The 15,706-nt window shown below is 69.3% G+C and carries 13 protein-coding genes and 1 tRNA gene; 4 read left to right on the top strand and 10 right to left on the bottom strand.

Annotation, left to right across the window (positions count from 1 at the left end; genetic code table 11):
* The 6 genes from G6024_RS13030 to G6024_RS17070 form a co-directional block, all read right to left on the bottom strand.
* Nucleotides 1–863, bottom strand: an 863-nt coding sequence (locus G6024_RS13030) for a serine/threonine-protein kinase (protein WP_159148880.1), incomplete at its 3' end; no start/stop codon positions are given.
* Entirely contained in the window at nucleotides 860–2,332 is a 1,473-nt protein-coding gene (locus G6024_RS13025) for a penicillin-binding transpeptidase domain-containing protein (protein WP_069389383.1), read from the bottom strand. The genes G6024_RS13030 and G6024_RS13025, both read right to left, overlap by 4 nt.
* Nucleotides 2,333–2,339: 7 nt before the next feature.
* Nucleotides 2,340–3,821, bottom strand: coding sequence for an FtsW/RodA/SpoVE family cell cycle protein (locus G6024_RS13020; RefSeq protein ID WP_069389382.1), 1,482 nt, complete (start codon nucleotides 3,819–3,821; stop codon nucleotides 2,340–2,342).
* Nucleotides 3,822–3,824: 3 nt separating this feature from the next.
* Nucleotides 3,825–5,363, bottom strand: coding sequence for a PP2C family protein-serine/threonine phosphatase (locus G6024_RS13015; RefSeq protein ID WP_159148879.1), 1,539 nt, complete (start codon nucleotides 5,361–5,363; stop codon nucleotides 3,825–3,827).
* Complete coding sequence (locus tag G6024_RS13010) at nucleotides 5,360–5,818, bottom strand: FHA domain-containing protein FhaB/FipA (protein ID WP_067716492.1); 459 nt, start codon at nucleotides 5,816–5,818, stop codon at nucleotides 5,360–5,362. Before G6024_RS13010 ends, G6024_RS13015 begins: the two co-directional genes overlap by 4 nt.
* An 85-nt stretch (nucleotides 5,819–5,903) precedes the next feature.
* Complete coding sequence (locus G6024_RS17070) at nucleotides 5,904–6,791, bottom strand: FHA domain-containing protein (RefSeq protein WP_067716489.1); 888 nt, start codon at nucleotides 6,789–6,791, stop codon at nucleotides 5,904–5,906.
* Between the two features lie 189 nt (nucleotides 6,792–6,980).
* On the opposite strand from G6024_RS17070, the gene G6024_RS13000 reads away from it, so the two are divergent.
* The 3 genes from G6024_RS13000 to pntB all read left to right on the top strand — a co-directional run bounded on the left by G6024_RS13000 (nucleotide 6,981) and on the right by pntB (nucleotide 10,508).
* Nucleotides 6,981–7,063: transfer RNA gene (locus G6024_RS13000), tRNA-Leu, on the top strand.
* Between the two features lie 432 nt (nucleotides 7,064–7,495).
* Nucleotides 7,496–9,082, top strand: coding sequence for a Re/Si-specific NAD(P)(+) transhydrogenase subunit alpha (locus tag G6024_RS12995; protein WP_159148881.1), 1,587 nt, complete (start codon nucleotides 7,496–7,498; stop codon nucleotides 9,080–9,082).
* Nucleotides 9,083–9,086: 4 nt separating this feature from the next.
* The gene (gene pntB, locus G6024_RS12990; protein WP_096906455.1) at nucleotides 9,087–10,508 is read left to right on the top strand and encodes a Re/Si-specific NAD(P)(+) transhydrogenase subunit beta; all 1,422 of its coding nucleotides are present in this window, start codon (nucleotides 9,087–9,089) and stop codon (nucleotides 10,506–10,508) included.
* A 326-nt stretch (nucleotides 10,509–10,834) separates the two neighbouring features.
* Here the strand turns inward: pntB and G6024_RS12985 are convergent, their stop codons facing one another.
* Nucleotides 10,835–11,311, bottom strand: a complete 477-nt coding sequence (locus G6024_RS12985) for a hypothetical protein (protein ID WP_069389462.1) — start codon at nucleotides 11,309–11,311, stop codon at nucleotides 10,835–10,837.
* A 46-nt stretch (nucleotides 11,312–11,357) separates the two neighbouring features.
* Nucleotides 11,358–12,719 carry an acyl-CoA dehydrogenase family protein gene (locus G6024_RS12980; RefSeq protein WP_067716479.1) on the bottom strand — a complete coding sequence of 454 codons (1,362 nt, stop codon included), beginning with the start codon at nucleotides 12,717–12,719 and terminating at the stop codon, nucleotides 11,358–11,360.
* Between the two features lie 147 nt (nucleotides 12,720–12,866).
* Between G6024_RS12980 and G6024_RS12975 the strand changes: the two genes are divergently transcribed.
* A complete protein-coding gene (locus G6024_RS12975; RefSeq protein ID WP_063972779.1) occupies nucleotides 12,867–13,826 on the top strand; it encodes a TIGR03620 family F420-dependent LLM class oxidoreductase in 960 nt (319 codons plus the stop codon).
* 247 nt (nucleotides 13,827–14,073) lie between these two features.
* Here the strand turns inward: G6024_RS12975 and G6024_RS12970 are convergent, their stop codons facing one another.
* Entirely contained in the window at nucleotides 14,074–14,886 is an 813-nt protein-coding gene (locus tag G6024_RS12970; RefSeq protein ID WP_063972687.1) for an AAA family ATPase, read from the bottom strand.
* On the bottom strand, nucleotides 14,886–15,706 hold an 821-nt coding region (locus G6024_RS12965), incomplete at its 5' end, for a Mu transposase C-terminal domain-containing protein (RefSeq protein WP_159148878.1). The genes G6024_RS12970 and G6024_RS12965, both read right to left, overlap by 1 nt.

Raw genomic sequence — 15,706 nt, 5'->3', positions numbered from 1 at the left:
AGGAACGCGCCCGGGAGACGGGGATCGCGACCGGCCCGGAGGTCGGCGATCGCCTCGGCGAAGGCCTCGCCGTCCGGGTAGCGCCGGCCGGGGTCCTTGGCCATGGCCTCGGCGAGGACGCGTCGGACCGGTCCGGGCACCGAGTCCGGGAGCGGCGGCGGGGTGTCGCGGACGTGCATCATCGCCACGGAGACCGGCGAGTCGGCGACGAACGGCCGTCGACCGGCCAGGCACTCGTAACCCACCACGCCGAGCGAGTACACGTCCCCGGCCGGGGACGTGTCGTTCCCCATGGCCTGCTCGGGCGCGATGTACTGGGCGGTGCCCACGACCATCCCGGTCTGTGTGACGGCGGACGCGCCCATGGACTTGGCGATCCCGAAGTCGGTGAGCTTCACCTGCCCGGCGGGCGTGATGAGGATGTTGCCCGGCTTGACGTCGCGGTGGACCAGGCCGATGGCGTGGGCGGCGTTGAGGGCGCGGCCGGTCTGCTCGAGCATGTCGAGGGTGTGCCGCATCGGCAGCGTGCCCTCGCGGGCCAGGACGTCCGATAGCGGCTCGCCCACCACGAGTTCCATGACCAGGTAGGACAGCGGGTTCCCGGAGGCGGGGTCGTCGATCTGCCCGTAGTCGTAGACGGTGGCGATCCCGGGGTGGGAGATCCTCGCGGTGACCTTGGCCTCGGACCGGAAGCGCTCGACGAACTCGGGGTCGGAGGAGTACTCGGCTTTGAGCACCTTCACGGCGACGTGGCGGTCGAGGACGCCGTCGTCGGCCTCCCACACCTGCCCCATACCGCCGGTGGCGATGAGGCGCAGTAGGCGATAGCGGCCGGACAGGACCGCGCCGGAGTTCAGACTCACGGCGTCCCTCCCAGCAGCGCGCCCAGGACCTCGCGACCGATGGGTGCGGCGTAGGTGGACCCGACGGTGCTGCGATCGACCCCGGGCCCGGACTCGATCGCCACGGCCACCGCCACGTCACGGCCGGGGACGAACGCGATGTACCAGGTGTAGGGGATGGACTCGGAGGAGTCCACGCCGTGCTCGGCGGTGCCGGTCTTGGAGGCCACGGTGACCCCGGGCAAGCCGCCCCCGGCGCCCTGTTCGGCGGCGACCATCATCTCGGTGAGGGTGCCGGCCTGCTCGTCGGTGAGGGCGCGGGCGGCGTCGCGGGGCGTGAAGCCCTGGACGACGGAGAGATCGGGCGCCGTCAGGGTCTTGATGAGTTGCGGTTCCATGCGGACCCCGCCGTTGGAGACGGTCGCGGCCACCATGGCGTTCTGCAGGGTCGTCATCCGGACGTCGCTCTGCCCGATGGAACTCATCGCCAGCTGGGCGTCGTCCTCCATCTGCCCCAGGCCCGACGGTGCGACCGGGATGCCGAAGTCGTCCGGGGCGGTGCCGTCGACGCCGAACTTCTCCGCCATCTCGGTGAAGGCCTCCGCGCCGATCTCCTGGCTCAGCTCGACGAAGGGCACGTTGCAGGACCTCTCGAGGGCCGTGCGCAGGGTGACGGTGCTGCCGCCACAGGTCTGGCCGGCGTAGTTCTCCAGGTAGGTGGACGTCCCCGGCAGCAGGGTGCGGTCGGCGCCGGAGACGGGGGTCTCGGGCCCCATGCCCTGCTCGAGCGCGGCGGCGGTGGTGATGACCTTCATCGTGGAGCCGGGCGGGAGGGACTGCTGGGTGGCGTGGTTGAGCAGCGGCCGGTCCGGGCTCTGCTCGATGCGCGCCATCTCCTGCGCGCGGACCTCCGGGTCCAGGCTGGACAGGGCGCCCGGGTCGAAGGACGGGCTGGAGGCCAGTGCGAGCACCTCACCGGTGGAGGGGCGGACGGCGGCGACGGAGCCCACGAACGGCCCCTGGCCCGCGCCGCGCCGCAGGGCCTCGTAGGCGACCTCCTGGCCCGCGGGGTCCAGGGTGAGCTCCACCGAGCCGCCCTGCGGGGTGCGGCCCGAGATCAGACCGGTGATCCGTTGGGACAGCAGTCTCGGGTCGGAGCCGTTGAGGAAGGCGTCCTGGGTCTGCTCGACCCCGGCGGTGGCGAACTGCAGCGAGTAGTAGCCGACGGTGGGGCCGAACACGACCGGGTCGGTGGGGTAGGTGCGCTGGAACTCGAAGCGTCCCTCCGACGGCAGGGACATGGCCAGCACCCGTCCGCCGGCGGTGATCTGGCCGCGCTGGCGGGAGTACTCGTCGAGGAGCATCCGCGTGTTGCGGGGGTCGGCACGGAGCTCGTCGGCGCGGAAGACCTGGACCCAGGTCAGTTGCAGCAGCAGCGCCACCACCATGACCATGGCGGCGATCGCGACCCGTCGGATGGCGGTGTTCACGCGGCGCTCACCCGTTCCTCCGGCCCGGCGCGCGCAACTTGGGCGCCCGCATCATGCCGGTGGCGGCCTCGGCCAGCGCCGGTGCCTGACGTGGGGTGGGCAGCGGCCGGCGCGCGTCGTGGGACAGGCGCAGCAGGATGGCGACCAGTGCGTAGTTGGCCAACAGGCTGGAGCCCCCGTAGGCCATGAACGGCAGGGTCAGGCCGGTGAGGGGGATGAGGGTGGAGACGCCGCCGACCACGACGAACATCTGGATGGCCATGGTGGACGCCAGGCCCACGGCGACGAGCTTGCCGAAACTGTCGCGGATGGTCAGCCCCACCCGGATGCCGCGGAGGATGAGGATCGCGTAGACCATCAGCACCGCGGCGAGGCCGATCAGGCCCAGTTCCTCGCCGATGGTGGAGGTGATGAAGTCGGTGTTCGCGAACGGCACCTGGTCGGGTCGCCCGTTGCCGAGCCCGGTGCCGCCCATGCCGCCGGAGGCGAGGCCGAACAGGGCCTGCGAACTCTGGTAGCCGCCGGTGTCGAAGAACGCGAAGGGGTCCTGCCAGATCTGGAACCGCACACGAACGTGCCCGAACAGGGCGTAGGCCAGCACGCCGCCCACGGCGACCAGGACCACGCCGATGAGCAGCCAGCTCACCCGCTCGGTGGCCACGTACAGCAGCGTGAGCACGGTGGCGAACAGCAGGAGCGCCATGCCGAGGTCGGTGTTGAACACCAGCACGCCCAGGGACAGGAACCAGGCCACGATGATCGGCCCGAGGTCGCGGGCGCGCGGCAGGTCCACGCCCAGCACGCGCTTGCCGGCGGTGGTGAACAGCTCGCGCTTCTCCACCAGGATCGAGGCGAAGAAGATGATGAGCAGGATCTTGGCGAACTCGCCCGGCTGGATGGTGAACCCGGGCAGGATGATCCAGTTCTTGGCGCCGTTGATCTCGGAGAACCGGGAGGGGAGCAGCGCCGGGATCGCCAGCAGTGCGAGGCCGGCGAACCCCATCGTGTAGCCGTACCGGGCCAGGACGCGGTGGTCGCGCAGGAAGTACAGCACGGCCGCCATCACGGCCAGACCGAGGAACGTCCACAGCAGCTGCCGGGTGACGTCCATGCCGGGCGGGTCGTTCCCGGCCGCCGCGGCGTTGGCCGCGTACGACAGGTCGAGCCGGTAGATGAGCACCAGCCCCAGCCCGTTGAGCAGCGCGACGCCCGGTAGCAACACCGGATCGGCGTAGGGCGCGAGCCAGCGGATGAGCAGGTGGGCGCCGCCGGCGAGGCCGAGGAACGCCAGGGTGATCCACAGCAGCGCCAGGGACAGTTCCTGCTCCTGGGCGAGTTGGACGAGCAGCAGCGAGAACCCGACGATCACCGCGGCGGCGACGAGCAGGACCAGTTCCTTGCCCCGGCGCGGGCTGTCGGGCACCGCCTGGCCGCGGGGATCGGATGCGGGTGAGGCCGACGATGGTGAGGCTGATGCGGAGGAGGACATGAATCAGCTCACCGCCCGGCAGGTCTCCCCGGGCACAGGTGCGGGGGTCGTGGGGGAGGGGGGAGTCGCCGGTTCGTCCGTGGGGGCGGGCTCGCCGGGCGACGGCGACCCGGTGGGTGCGGGGGAACCCGTGGGAGAGGGCGACTCGGTGGGAGAGGACGACGACGAGGTCTGCTCGCGCGGGCGCTCCTGCTGCTCACGGGGGTCGCACGGCGGCAGGAGGTTGTCCTCCGTGAGCCGGGAGACCTGGGCGCCCGCCTCGGCGAGGCTCCCCGACGGCATCCCGGCCCGGACGGTCTCCCGGGCGGGTTCGCGGAGGTCCCCCAGGGTGAACACGTCGCATCCGGCGGGGATGGCATCGGGGGAGTGCATGGTCAGGTCGCCCTCGCGGGTCAGGCATCCCACCTGGATGACCGAGGCCAACGAGATGCCGAAGACCTCCCCGGAGATGCCCCTCTTCACCACGACCTGGCTGTCCGACTCGGTGACGAAGTAGTTGCTGCGGACGAGCAGCGCGGACACGCCCACGATCCCGGCCAGCAGTACGAGCACCCCGACGATGCTCAGGGCGAAACGCCATCTGCTGCCGCGCGGTGGGGCGGCGTCGACCTCGTCGTCGTCGTATCCGTTCCCACGCCCGGCACCCGACTCCCCGGCGGCACCGGACGTTCCGGCGGCTCCCCCGCGTGAGGCGACCTGGGCGCGTGAGAACGCGGCGGCCTTACCGGCCGCGGTGTCGGAGTAGGGGTCGGCGGCGGGGTCGATCTGGCCCGGCTCGTCGCCCGACGCCGCGCCCACCACCACCGGGATGACCGGCGCGTCGCGCGGGGAGTCCAGGACGTCGGCCAGGACGACCGTGATGTTGTCCGGCCCGCCCGAGCGCAACGCCAGCTGGACCAGCCGGTCCGCGGCCTCCTCGACGGTGCCGGTGGCCAGCGTCTCGGCGATCGTCTCGGTGCTCACCGGGTCGGACAGGCCGTCGGAGCAGAGCAGGTAGCGGTCGCCGACCCGCGCCTCGCGGATGACGGCGGTCGGCTCCACCGGCTCCCCGGTCAGCGCCTTGAGGATGAGCGAGCGCCGCGGATGGGTGTGGGCGTCGTCGGCGGAGAGTTCCCCGCGGTCGACGAGGGACTGGACGAAGGTGTCGTCCTTGGTGATCTGGGTCAGTGTCCCGTCACGCAGCAGGTAGGCCCGGGAATCACCCACGTGGAGCAGGCCCATGCGGCGGCCGTCGAACAGCAGCGCGGTGGCCGTGCACCCCATGCCGTCGGTCTCCGGGTACGCCTCGACGTGGGAGGCGATCGCCTCGTTGCCGACCGTCAGCGCGCGGGTCAGGGCCCCGGTGAGATCCTGCCCCGGTTCGTCCTCGTCGAGCCTCGCCAGCGCCGCCACGACGAACTGGCTGGCGATCTCACCCGCGGCGTGGCCGCCCATGCCGTCGGCGAGGGCCAACAGACGGGGTCCGGCGTAGGCCGAGTCCTCGTTGTTCTCCCGCACCATGCCCAGATGTGAGCGCGCGGTGTAGACGAGCGCCGGGGTCACGTGCGCAGCTCGATCACGGTCTTGCCGATCCGGATCGGCGTGCCGGCGTCCACCTTGACCGGGGTCGTCACCCGTGATCTGTCCAGATAGGTGCCGTTGGTCGAGCCGAGGTCCTCGAGGAACCAGTCGGGGCCGTGCGGGGACAGCCGCGCGTGCTGGTTGGACGCGTAGTCGTCGTCGATCACCAGGGTGCACGAGTCGGCCCGGCCCACCAGGACCGGCTGCTCGGACAGGGTGATCCGGGTACCTGCGAGGGCGCCCTGGGTGACCACGAGATGCCGGATCGCCCGGGAGCCGCGGCCGAACACGCCGCCCCGGCGCTCGCCGCGGCCGGACGACCTCATCCCCACGTTGCCGAAGACGTCGGTCTTCAGCGCCCGCAGGGTGAGGTAGATGAACAGCCACAACAGCGCCAACAACAGGCCGCGCGAGAGCTGCAGAACGAGTCCCTGCACTGGTGCCGTCCTCCCCTCGCCCGCCGATTCACCTCGGACAACGTGTGGCCGCCCCCGGTGGTTCCGGGGGTCATCCGTGTCGAGGCTAGTCGAACCGGACGGTGATCTCCGAGTGTCCGACCCTGATGACGTCGCCGTCGGCGAGTTGCCAGTCCTGGATCGGCCCGTCGTTCACCGTGGTGCCGTTGGTCGAGCCGAGGTCGGTGAGAACCGCTTCCCGACCATCGAAATGGATGTCCGCGTGCTGGCGTGACACCCCGGTGTCGGGCAGGCGGAACGCTGCGTCCTGCCCGCGTCCCAGCAGGTTGGAGCCCCGCTGGAGGCGGAACGTCCGCCCCGAGCCGTCCTCAAGGTGCAGCGTGACCGTCAGCGAGGCCCGGCCCTGGGTGATCTGGGTCGGGGCGTCCGACGGGCCACCCCAGCCCGCGCTCCGGGCTCCGGGGCCGGTCGAGACCGGGTAGTTGGAAGCGGGTGCCTGCATGTCGCTGTTCTCCTTGCTCGCACTCGGCCCGTCCACGCCCCGTCGGTCCGCACCCGGCGACGACGGCGCCGGATGATCCGGCGCCGGCGCCGGTGCGGCGGCCGAGATGTGGAACGGGACGGCGTCGGGGTCCACGACCCCGTCGATACGCATCTGTCCGGTGTGGAGGTCATCGCGCTCCACGAAGGTCACGGTGACCGGGCCGTAGGTCTCCCAACCCTGCTCGGAGATGTGATCCGACAGATGGCGGGAGAAGGTCTTGACGGCCAGGGCCTCGTCCTCGGTGAAAGAGGCGTAGTCCGACCGGGCCAGGGTGATGGAGTAGCTGTTGGACACCAACAGGTGCCCGTCGACCACCTTGAGGGAGGCCTCCGCCTGCTTGCGGAGCTGTGACTCCACCTCGGCCGCCACGACTCTCCCGCCGAAGAGGCGGGCGAACGCGTCGCCGACCGCGCCCTGCAGGGTGCGCTCGAACTTCCCGACGATCCCCACGCCTCGCCTCCTTCCTCGTGGTGGGCCCGGCCATCTGGCCGGCCCGGCTGTCCTCGCGCCGCCCGCGGCGGCATCCGGTCGATCATAGAGGCGGTGGCGGTGGGAAGCACGCTTCCAGCCGAAGGGAAGCCCTCACCAGCCGATTAGTGCGGTCGGAACGCCGCGTGTTAACGTATTCGGGCGTTACTCGGGCGAGTGGCGGAATGGCAGACGCGCTGGCTTCAGGTGCCAGTGTCCTTCGGGACGTGGGGGTTCAAGTCCCCCTTCGCCCACAGATCGGGAGCACCCCGGATCGTCACTGATGATCCGGGGTGCTTTTTATTTCACGCCGCTAAGCACCAAGGCGTATGGCTTACGTCACAAGGTCCCCGAAAACGATCCCACCGGCTCGTTCGCGGTCCAGAGTGTCCCGTAGGCTCTGCCGGAAGTTCTTCCGGTGGACGTGGCGCCACCCTGCCCGCGCCGGAGGACGACGCCGTAACGGTGGACGAAGCAGGGGTAACCATCCCACCCCGAGCCGCTTCGTGAGCTCTGATCTCGGATCGGTGACTGGAGCGCACCCCGGGCACACACGTGCCGGGCCTGTGGAGAATACATAGAACACGCCAAAACTCGAGACGTCAGAGCCGGCGCACACGCGTCGGCTCGCTCACAACGCAGTAAAAGGATGCCCTATGGCTTCGAGCCTTGAAGAGATCCCTGATATGAAGCCGGACTCCGATGTCCGGGATGCCGGTGTCGCGCCGTCGGTGATCGGTGTGGTCGCCGAGTCCAACCCGGCGGAGAACCGCGTGGCGGCGACGCCCGAGACGGTGGCGAAGCTGATCGGCCTGGGATACCGGGTCGTGGTGGAGCACGGCGCCGGTACGCGCGCGGAGTTCGCGGATGCCGCGTACGCGGAGGCCGGTGCCGAGCTGGCCGATGGTGACGCCGCGTGGTCGGCGGACGTGGTGATGAAGGTCGCCGTGCCCACCGAGGCCGAGGTGGCGCGGGTCCGGTCGGGCGCGACGCTGGTGGGCCTGTTGGCCCCGGCGCAGAACGAGCACCTTCTCGGTGTGCTCGCCGAGCGCGGCGTGACCGCGCTGGCGATGGATGCGGTCCCGCGTATCTCGCGGGCGCAGTCGATGGACGTGTTGTCGTCGATGGCCAACATCGCCGGTTATCGCGCCGTGATCGAGGCCGCGCACCACTTCGGGCGGTTCTTCACCGGCCAGGTCACCGCGGCGGGCAAGGTTCCGCCGGCCAAGGTCCTCGTCGCGGGTGCCGGCGTGGCGGGTCTCGCCGCGATCGGGGCCGCCTCGAGCCTGGGTGCCATCGTCCGCGCGACCGATCCGCGCCCCGAGGTGGCCGACCAGGTCAAATCCATCGGTGGCGAGTACCTGCCCGTGGAGGTGCCCGAGGAGGAGAAGGTCGTCTCCACCGACGGGTATGCCAAGGCCACCAGTGAGGCCTACGACCGGGCCGCGGCGAACCTCTACTCGGAGCAGGCAGCCGACGTGGACATCATCATCACCACCGCGCTGATCCCGGGTCGGCAGGCACCGCGCCTGATCACGGCCGCCGACATCGCGACGATGAAGCGCGGCTCGGTCATCGTCGACATGGCGGCCGCGCAGGGCGGAAACGTCGAGGGCAGCGTCCCCGACCAGGTCGTCGTCACCGAGGGCGGTGTCACGATCATCGGTTACACCGACCTGGCCGGGCGGCTGCCCGCCCAGGCCTCGCAGCTGTACGGCACCAACCTGGTCAACCTGACCAAGCTGGTCACGCCGGGCAAGGACGGCGCGTGGGCGCTGGACATGGACGACGTGGTCCAGCGCGGAGTGACGGTGACACGGGGCGGCGAGATCATGTGGCCGCCCCCGCCGGTGCAGGTCAGTGCCGCCCCCGCGGCGGCCGCTGCCCCCGAACCGGTCGAGCCCAAGCCTGAGAAGAAGAAGATGTCGGCCGGCGCGAAGCTCGGCCTGATCGCCGCCGGCATGGCGTTGCTGCTGCTGCTCACCGCGGTCGCGCCGGGGGACATCCCGCGCCACATCACGGTGTTCGTGCTGGCGATCGTGATCGGCTACTACGTCATCGGCAACGTGCACCACGCGCTGCACACCCCGTTGATGTCCGTGACCAACGCGATATCCGGAGTGATCGTCGTGGGTGCGTTGCTGCAGGTCGGGATCGACAACACCCTCGGCCTGGCGCTCGCCGCCATCGCGATCCTCGTCGCGTCCATCAACGTCTTCGGCGGTTTCGCCGTGACGCGTCGCATGCTCGGCATGTTCTCGAAGGGAGCCTGAGCAGATGTCTGTTGAGACCGCCGCCAATGCGGCCTACCTGGTCGCCGCACTGCTGTTCATCCTGTCGCTCGCCGGGCTGTCCAAGCACGAGACCGCCCGCCGGGGCCTGACCTTCGGCATCGCCGGCATGGCGCTGGCCCTGGTCGCCACCGTCGCGCTGGTCATCGACCACCAGCCCGCCACCATCGGCATCGTGTTGATGGTCGTGGCCGTCGCCATCGGCGCCGTCATCGGCCTGATGCGCGCGCGCAGCGTGCAGATGACCGAGATGCCCGAACTCATCGCCCTGCTGCACTCGTTCGTCGGCCTGGCCGCCGTGCTGGTCGGGTGGAACGGCTACCTGGAGCCCGAGCTGCACGGTGAGCTCACCGGTTCGCTGCTCGGCATCCACCACGCCGAGGTGTTCATCGGCGTGTTCATCGGCGCCGTCACCTTCACCGGTTCGATCGTCGCCTACCTCAAGCTGTCGGGGAAGATGAAGTCCGCACCGCTGGTGCTGCCGGGCAAGAACCTCATCAACCTCGGCATCCTCGTGGCGTTCGTCGCGCTGACCGTGTGGTTCGTCATCTCCCCCGCGCTGTGGATGCTCATCGTGGTCACCGCCCTGGCGCTGGCCCTGGGCTGGCACCTGGTCGCCAGCATCGGTGGCGGCGACATGCCGGTCGTGGTGTCGATGCTCAACTCGTACTCCGGCTGGGCCGCCGCGGCCACCGGCTTCCTGTTGGGCAACGATCTGCTCATCGTGACCGGCGCGCTGGTCGGCTCCTCGGGCGCGTACCTGTCCTACATCATGTGCAAGGCGATGAACCGCTCGTTCTTCTCCGTCATCATGGGCGGCTTCGGTATCGAGGCCTCATCGGGCGAGGGCAAGGACCACGGCGAGCACACCGAGATCGATGTCGCCGGTGCGGCCGAGATGCTGGCGGATGCCTCGAGTGTGATCATCGCCCCCGGTTACGGCATGGCCGTGGCGCAGGCGCAGTACCCGGTCGCCGACCTCACCCGCACCCTGCGTGAGCGTGGCGTCGACGTGCGCTTCGCCGTCCACCCGGTCGCCGGTCGCCTGCCCGGCCACATGAACGTCCTGTTGGCCGAGGCCAAGGTCCCCTACGACATCGTGCTCGAGCTCGACGAGATCAACGACGACTTCGCGGACACCGACGTGGTGCTGGTCATCGGTGCCAACGACACCGTGAACCCGGATGCCGCCGAGGACCCGGGTAGCCCGATCGCGGGTATGCCCGTGCTCCACGTCTGGGAGGCCGAGAACGTCATCGTGTTCAAGCGGTCGATGGCCGCCGGTTACGCCGGCGTCCAGAACCCGCTGTTCTTCCGCGACAACACCCAGATGCTGTTCGGCGACGCCAAGGACCGCGTCGACGACATCCTGGCCGCGGTCAAGGATCAGCAGGGCGCCAGGGCCTGACGCGCCGAACCGCCCGTTCGACCGTTCGACCACATCCGCTACCCGCCCTACGGATCCGCTATTCCGATTGGAGTAGCGGATCCCGAGGGGGAGTAGCGGATGTGGTCGTCTGTCGTCCGCGTGGCGGCCGTCGGGCGGCGGGGTGAAGGACTCGGGTTACGGCTCCGAGGCCGGTCCCGAGGCCGGTCCCGAGGCCATGGAGTGCTATCTCAACACCCGGTCGATCGCGATTCGGAACGTCTGACCGAGGTCGGGGACGACCAACGCCGGGGCCTGCAGCGGAGTCGGATAGAACCGGCGGCAGACCCCCGCGTCGCCCCGCCCGGTCACTTCTTCTTCAGCGCGTCCGTGCACCGCAGACGGAGCTTCTCCAATTCGCGTCCGTGCTGCTCCGCACGCTCGACCAGCTTCTCCAGCGTGGGCCGGGGGAGCCGGGGGTCGTCGATGTCGAGCAACGCCTTGAAGCCGAGCGTCTTGCCCGTCACGGCGAGGGTCAGTGCCTCGAGCTCGACCAGGTCGCTCAGCGGGGAACGTTCGGCGGCACGGCGATTGGGTTTGAGCTGGCCGAACTTCTCGGCGGCCTTGGCGGGCAGGTCCTTGAGGATCGAGGGTGACGTCCCCGCCAGCGTCATGAGCTCCTCGAGGCTCTTGAGGTCGTCCACGGTCTCGTCGCCGATGCGGGAGACGACCTTCCTGGTCTCCGGGTCGTCGTGGTCCTCGGCCACGCGGCGGAACAGGTCGATCCCGGCGGCGGCACCGGCGTGGTGGTCCTGCATGTACGTGTGCAACATCTCGGTGGCCATGTACTGACGGTACGAGAGCGGGACGCAGGAGCAACCGGACCACGGTTCACCGGGCGAGGAGCCCCTTCGCGATGTGGGTCACCTGGATCTCGTTGCTGCCCGCGTAGATCATGAGCGACTTGGCGTCGCGGGCGAGCTGTTCGACCCGGTACTCGGCCATGTACCCGTTGCCGCCGAACAACTGCACGGCCTCCAGCGCCACCTCGGTGGCCGCCTCGGACGAGTACAGCTTCATCGCCGACGCCTCCGCGAGCGAGAGCGGCTTGCCGGCACGGGCGCGCTCGATGGAGTTGAAGACCATGTTGCGCACGTTCATCCGCGCGACCTCCATCTTCGCCAGCTTGAGCTGGATCAGCTGGAAGCGCCCGATCTCCTGGCCCCACAGGGTGCGCTCGCGGGAGTAGTCGACGCACAGCCGGTGGCACTCTTCGATGATGCCCAGCGCCATGGTGGCCACCCCGATCCGCTCGGCGGTGAAGCTCGACCGCGCCGACTCGCGGCCGTCGCCCCCGCGACCGGACTCGGACTCGCCGAGCAGCCGGTCCCTGCCGAGGCGGACGTTGTCGAAGAACAGCTCCCCGGTCGGGGAACTGTGCAGGCCCATCTTCTTGAAGGGAGCACCCTGCGTGAGGCCCTCCATGCCCTTGTCCAGTACGAACGTCAGCACCTTGCGGTCGCGCTTGTCGGCGTCCGTGGCCGGACCCGTGCTGCCCGCTCCACCCGACCCCTCGTCGAGCTTGGCGTAGACGATCATCACGTCCGCGTACGGCCCGTTGGTGATGAAGGTCTTCTGGCCGTTGAGGATGTAGTCCTCGCCGTCGCGCCGCACGTAGGTGCGCATGCCGCCGAAGGCGTCGGAACCGGAGTCCGGCTCGGTGATCGCCCATGACGCGACCTTCTCCATGGTCACGATGCCGGGCAACCAGCGTTCCTTCTGCGCGAGCGTCCCGCGGGACATGATCGTGGTCGCGCCCAGCCCGAGGCTCACGCCGAGCGCGGAGACCAGCCCCATGCACGCGCCGGCCAGTTCACTGGTCACCACGGCCATCATGGAGTCCCGGTTCTCGGGGGCTCCGCCGGAATCGCCGTCCTCGTCGTCGTCCCCCCTCCCGCCGTCGCCGCGCGGCGCGTCACCGGATGCAACCCCGCCGCCCGCTGCCTCGCCGCCCGCGGTCCCAGTCCCGGCCGCCGCGCCGACCGTCTCGCGCGCCCGCTCCTTCGCCAGCATCTTCTCGACCCCGTCGCGGGCCATGGCATCGATGCCGAACTCGGCGAACAGCTTCCGGATGATCGGGTAGGGCGGGATCTCACCGCTCTCCAGGGCGTCGAGCTGGGGGCGGATCTCCTTGGCGATGAAGCCGCGCACGGCGTCGCGGATCATCAGGTCGGTCTCGGACCACTCGTACATCGGCGTCTCGTCTCCTCGGTGCCCGGGGGTGTGCCGCGTGTCGCTGCAACACGTGTCAGCTCAGTGTGTCGCGACCGGGTCGACGGCCGCGGCCGTTTGCGGCGAATGGCCGGCCCGGCGACGACGGGGTCGGGCACACTCGGGAACATGAGTGCCCTCCAGGACAGTGCATCCCACCGAACCCGCCACCGCCCCGCAGGTCGCGAGCAGCTCGGCCGGATCGGCCTGTGGACCGGCTCGCTGGAGGGACTGACGCCGGCGGCGATTCCCGACGTCCTCGGTGAGCTCGACGACCAGGGCTGGGGCTCGCTGTGGTTCGGCGAGGCCGTCGGCCGGGAAGCGTTCACCGCCGCGCAGCTGTACCTGGGCGCCACGCGCCGGATGGCGATCGGCACCGGCATCGCCAACATCTACGGCCGCGACGCCTCGGCGGCGGGGGCGGCCGCCCGGACGATCAAGGCCATGCACCCGGGCCGGTTCGTCCTGGGCCTCGGCGTCTCGCACGCGCCGCTGGTCGAGCGCCACCGTGGTCACCACTACGGGCGGCCGCTGTCGGCGATGCGTGAGTACCTCGACGCGCTCGACCGGACTCAACCCATGGCGGCGGGCGAGGACACGATGCCGCCGGTCGTGCTCGCCGCGCTCGGCCCCAGGATGCTCGAGTTGTCGCGCGATCGCACCGCCGGCGCCCACCCGTACCTGACGCTGCCCGAGCACACCGCGCGGGCGCGCGAGATCCTCGGCGGGACCGCCGACGACGGGCCGGCCCTGGTCGTGGAGCACGCCGCGGTGGTGGCCGAGGGGGTCGACGACGACGACGAGGTGTGGCGGTCGCGGGCCCACGATCACCTCAACGTCTATACGGGCCTGCCGAACTATCGGAACTCGTGGACCCGGCAGGGGTTCGACGAGTCGGACTACGTGCGCGGGGGCAGCGATCGGCTCAAGCACGCGATGGTCACCCGCGGGGTCGAGGCGACGCGGGCGCGGGTGCAGGAGCACCTGGACGCAGGGGCCTCGACCGTGCTGGTGCAGGTGCTCGGCGAGAACGTGCTGACGCCGCCGGTCGAGGACTGGCGGATCGCGGCCGAGGGGCTGCTCGGCTGACGCCTGGTCGCCAGACTGCGCGGACCGGAGACGCGTCGGTTGCCAGAGGGGCTTGTCAGTCTCTGTTTTTTCGGAGAGCCGGTTGATCCTCGCCACTGACCGCTGGCGACGCTCGTAGATCTCCCCAGTACTCCTTAGCAGCAATGTGGTTTGTCGAGTACACCCGTGCGGGACGGAACGCCGCCAACGATCGCTGCTGTGACTCTTACCTTCGTTTGGCGGGATTTCGCAGGTTCGTTTGGCGGTGTCAGGTGATGCCGATGACGAGGGTGGATCGGGCGGCTTCGACGACGTCGTCGGTGATGGTGTTGAGCTCGTTGATCTGCATGATGCGCTCCATCTGCGTGAACAGTCTGTCGACGAGGCGGAAGTTGCCGCGGGTGATCCGTGTGATCGCGGCGAGGGCTTGAGCGTCGGTGAAGTCGTCGGGGTCGAGGGGGTGGCCGTATTTGGGCCAGCGACGTTCGAGTACGAATCGCAGTTCGTCTTTGCTCAGTGGCCGGTACTCGTGTGCGAATCCGACGCGGCTGTAAAGCTGCGGGTAGCGGCTGAATCTCTTCTCGATCCCGGGCATGCCGATGAGGATGACGGCGACGTTGTCGCGGTCGTAGTGGTCTCGCACCATTTCCAGGGCGGTGGCATTGAGTCGGTCGGACTCGTCGATGATGATCAGCTCGACGTACTTTCGCAGGTGTCTGGGTCGTGTCTGCAGTTCGCCGGTGTTGATCAGATGCTCGTCGATGCACGCAGATACCTGGACCGTCAGTCCGGTGAGATCGTCTCTGACCTGACGCGGGGTGCTCAGGACCGCGTGGGTGTAGAAGACTGTCCGTTTCCTGGCCAGTGCGGCATAGATCGGGAAATCGGAGTCATCGCGTGGTCCCCATTCTTCGAGGAGTCGCTCGGCTTTGTGCCAGTTCGCATACCGTCTGGCAGACAGTGTTTTACCGATCCCGGCTTGGCCGTAGCAGATGCCGATGGTGTGTTGCCGGCGTACGGCGTCGGCGAACTCGACGAATCTGCGGTGCTGTTTGGTGGCGATGAACCGTTGCGGAGACATCAGTCATCCTCCAGGTAGGTGCGAAGTTTCGTCTTCCTCTGGGCGGGTGGGGTCGGTGCCGCCGGGGCCGGAAATGAGGGGTCTTGGTGGCCGGTGACGACGGCAATGCGCTCGGTGATCTGGCCGCGTAGCTCGCGTCGGCGGGCTGCGCGTGCGTGTTGAATGTCTTTGAGGCTGACTGTGGTCGATGCGTGATCGGGGTCCACGGCCTTACAGATGTACTGGTTCTTGTGGAAGACGTGAATTTCGGAGATGTCGCGGGGGTCGTAACGGATCACGACCTGTTCTTTGACGTAGGCGGCCAGCAGTGGTGAGACGTACCGCAGGCCCTGGAAGCGCACTCCGTCGCGGTGGACGATGCGCGTTTTGGCCACGGTCAGCAGCAGCAGGTTGAGATCATCGACGGTCTCGGGCAGGCGGGGAAGCCACCCGTCGCCGATCCAGGTCCGGTAGGGGCTGTCGCCAGTCTCCGGATGGGTGCGGTGGTGATACTTGGCACCGATGAACTCGCCGATCGCGGTGTCGAGTTCGGGCAGCGTCAGTACCGGCTCGGGGTGCCGCTGACCGCGAGTGAGATAGCCCGGCAGCTCGGCAAGGAGTTCGGTGTTGATCGTGCCGAAGATTCGCTCGATCTTGCCGCGGCCCTGTGGCCTGGCGATGGTCGAGTAGATGATCTGAAAGTGCAGGTACTTGGCGGTCTGGGCGAGATGGTGGCTGGTGAAGTCGGTCCCGTGATCGACGTAGAGCACATCGGGCAAGCCGCACATCGGCCAGTTCGGATCGCTCTTTGACCTGCCGCGTCGATTTCGGACAGCGGAGT

The organism is Dietzia maris (genome assembly GCF_014144855.1).
In the GTDB taxonomy this organism is placed as follows: domain Bacteria; phylum Actinomycetota; class Actinomycetes; order Mycobacteriales; family Mycobacteriaceae; genus Dietzia; species Dietzia kunjamensis.
The sequence above is the reverse complement of the archived record's forward strand: the minus strand, read 5'-3'. Positions and strand labels throughout refer to the sequence as shown.

Bases quoted from the DNA above. Each gene is read 5' to 3' on its own strand.
- pntB (WP_096906455.1), top strand. From the start codon at position 9,087: ATGTCTGTTGAGACCGCCGCCAATGCGGCCTACCTGGTCGCCGCACTG.
- G6024_RS12985 (WP_069389462.1), bottom strand. From the start codon at position 11,311: ATGGCCACCGAGATGTTGCACACGTACATGCAGGACCACCACGCCGGT.
- G6024_RS12995 (WP_159148881.1), top strand. From the start codon at position 7,496: ATGAAGCCGGACTCCGATGTCCGGGATGCCGGTGTCGCGCCGTCGGTG.
- G6024_RS12980 (WP_067716479.1), bottom strand. From the start codon at position 12,719: ATGTACGAGTGGTCCGAGACCGACCTGATGATCCGCGACGCCGTGCGC.
- G6024_RS12970 (WP_063972687.1), bottom strand. From the start codon at position 14,886: ATGTCTCCGCAACGGTTCATCGCCACCAAACAGCACCGCAGATTCGTC.
- G6024_RS12975 (WP_063972779.1), top strand. From the start codon at position 12,867: ATGAGTGCCCTCCAGGACAGTGCATCCCACCGAACCCGCCACCGCCCC.
- G6024_RS13020 (WP_069389382.1), bottom strand. From the start codon at position 3,821: ATGTCCTCCTCCGCATCAGCCTCACCATCGTCGGCCTCACCCGCATCC.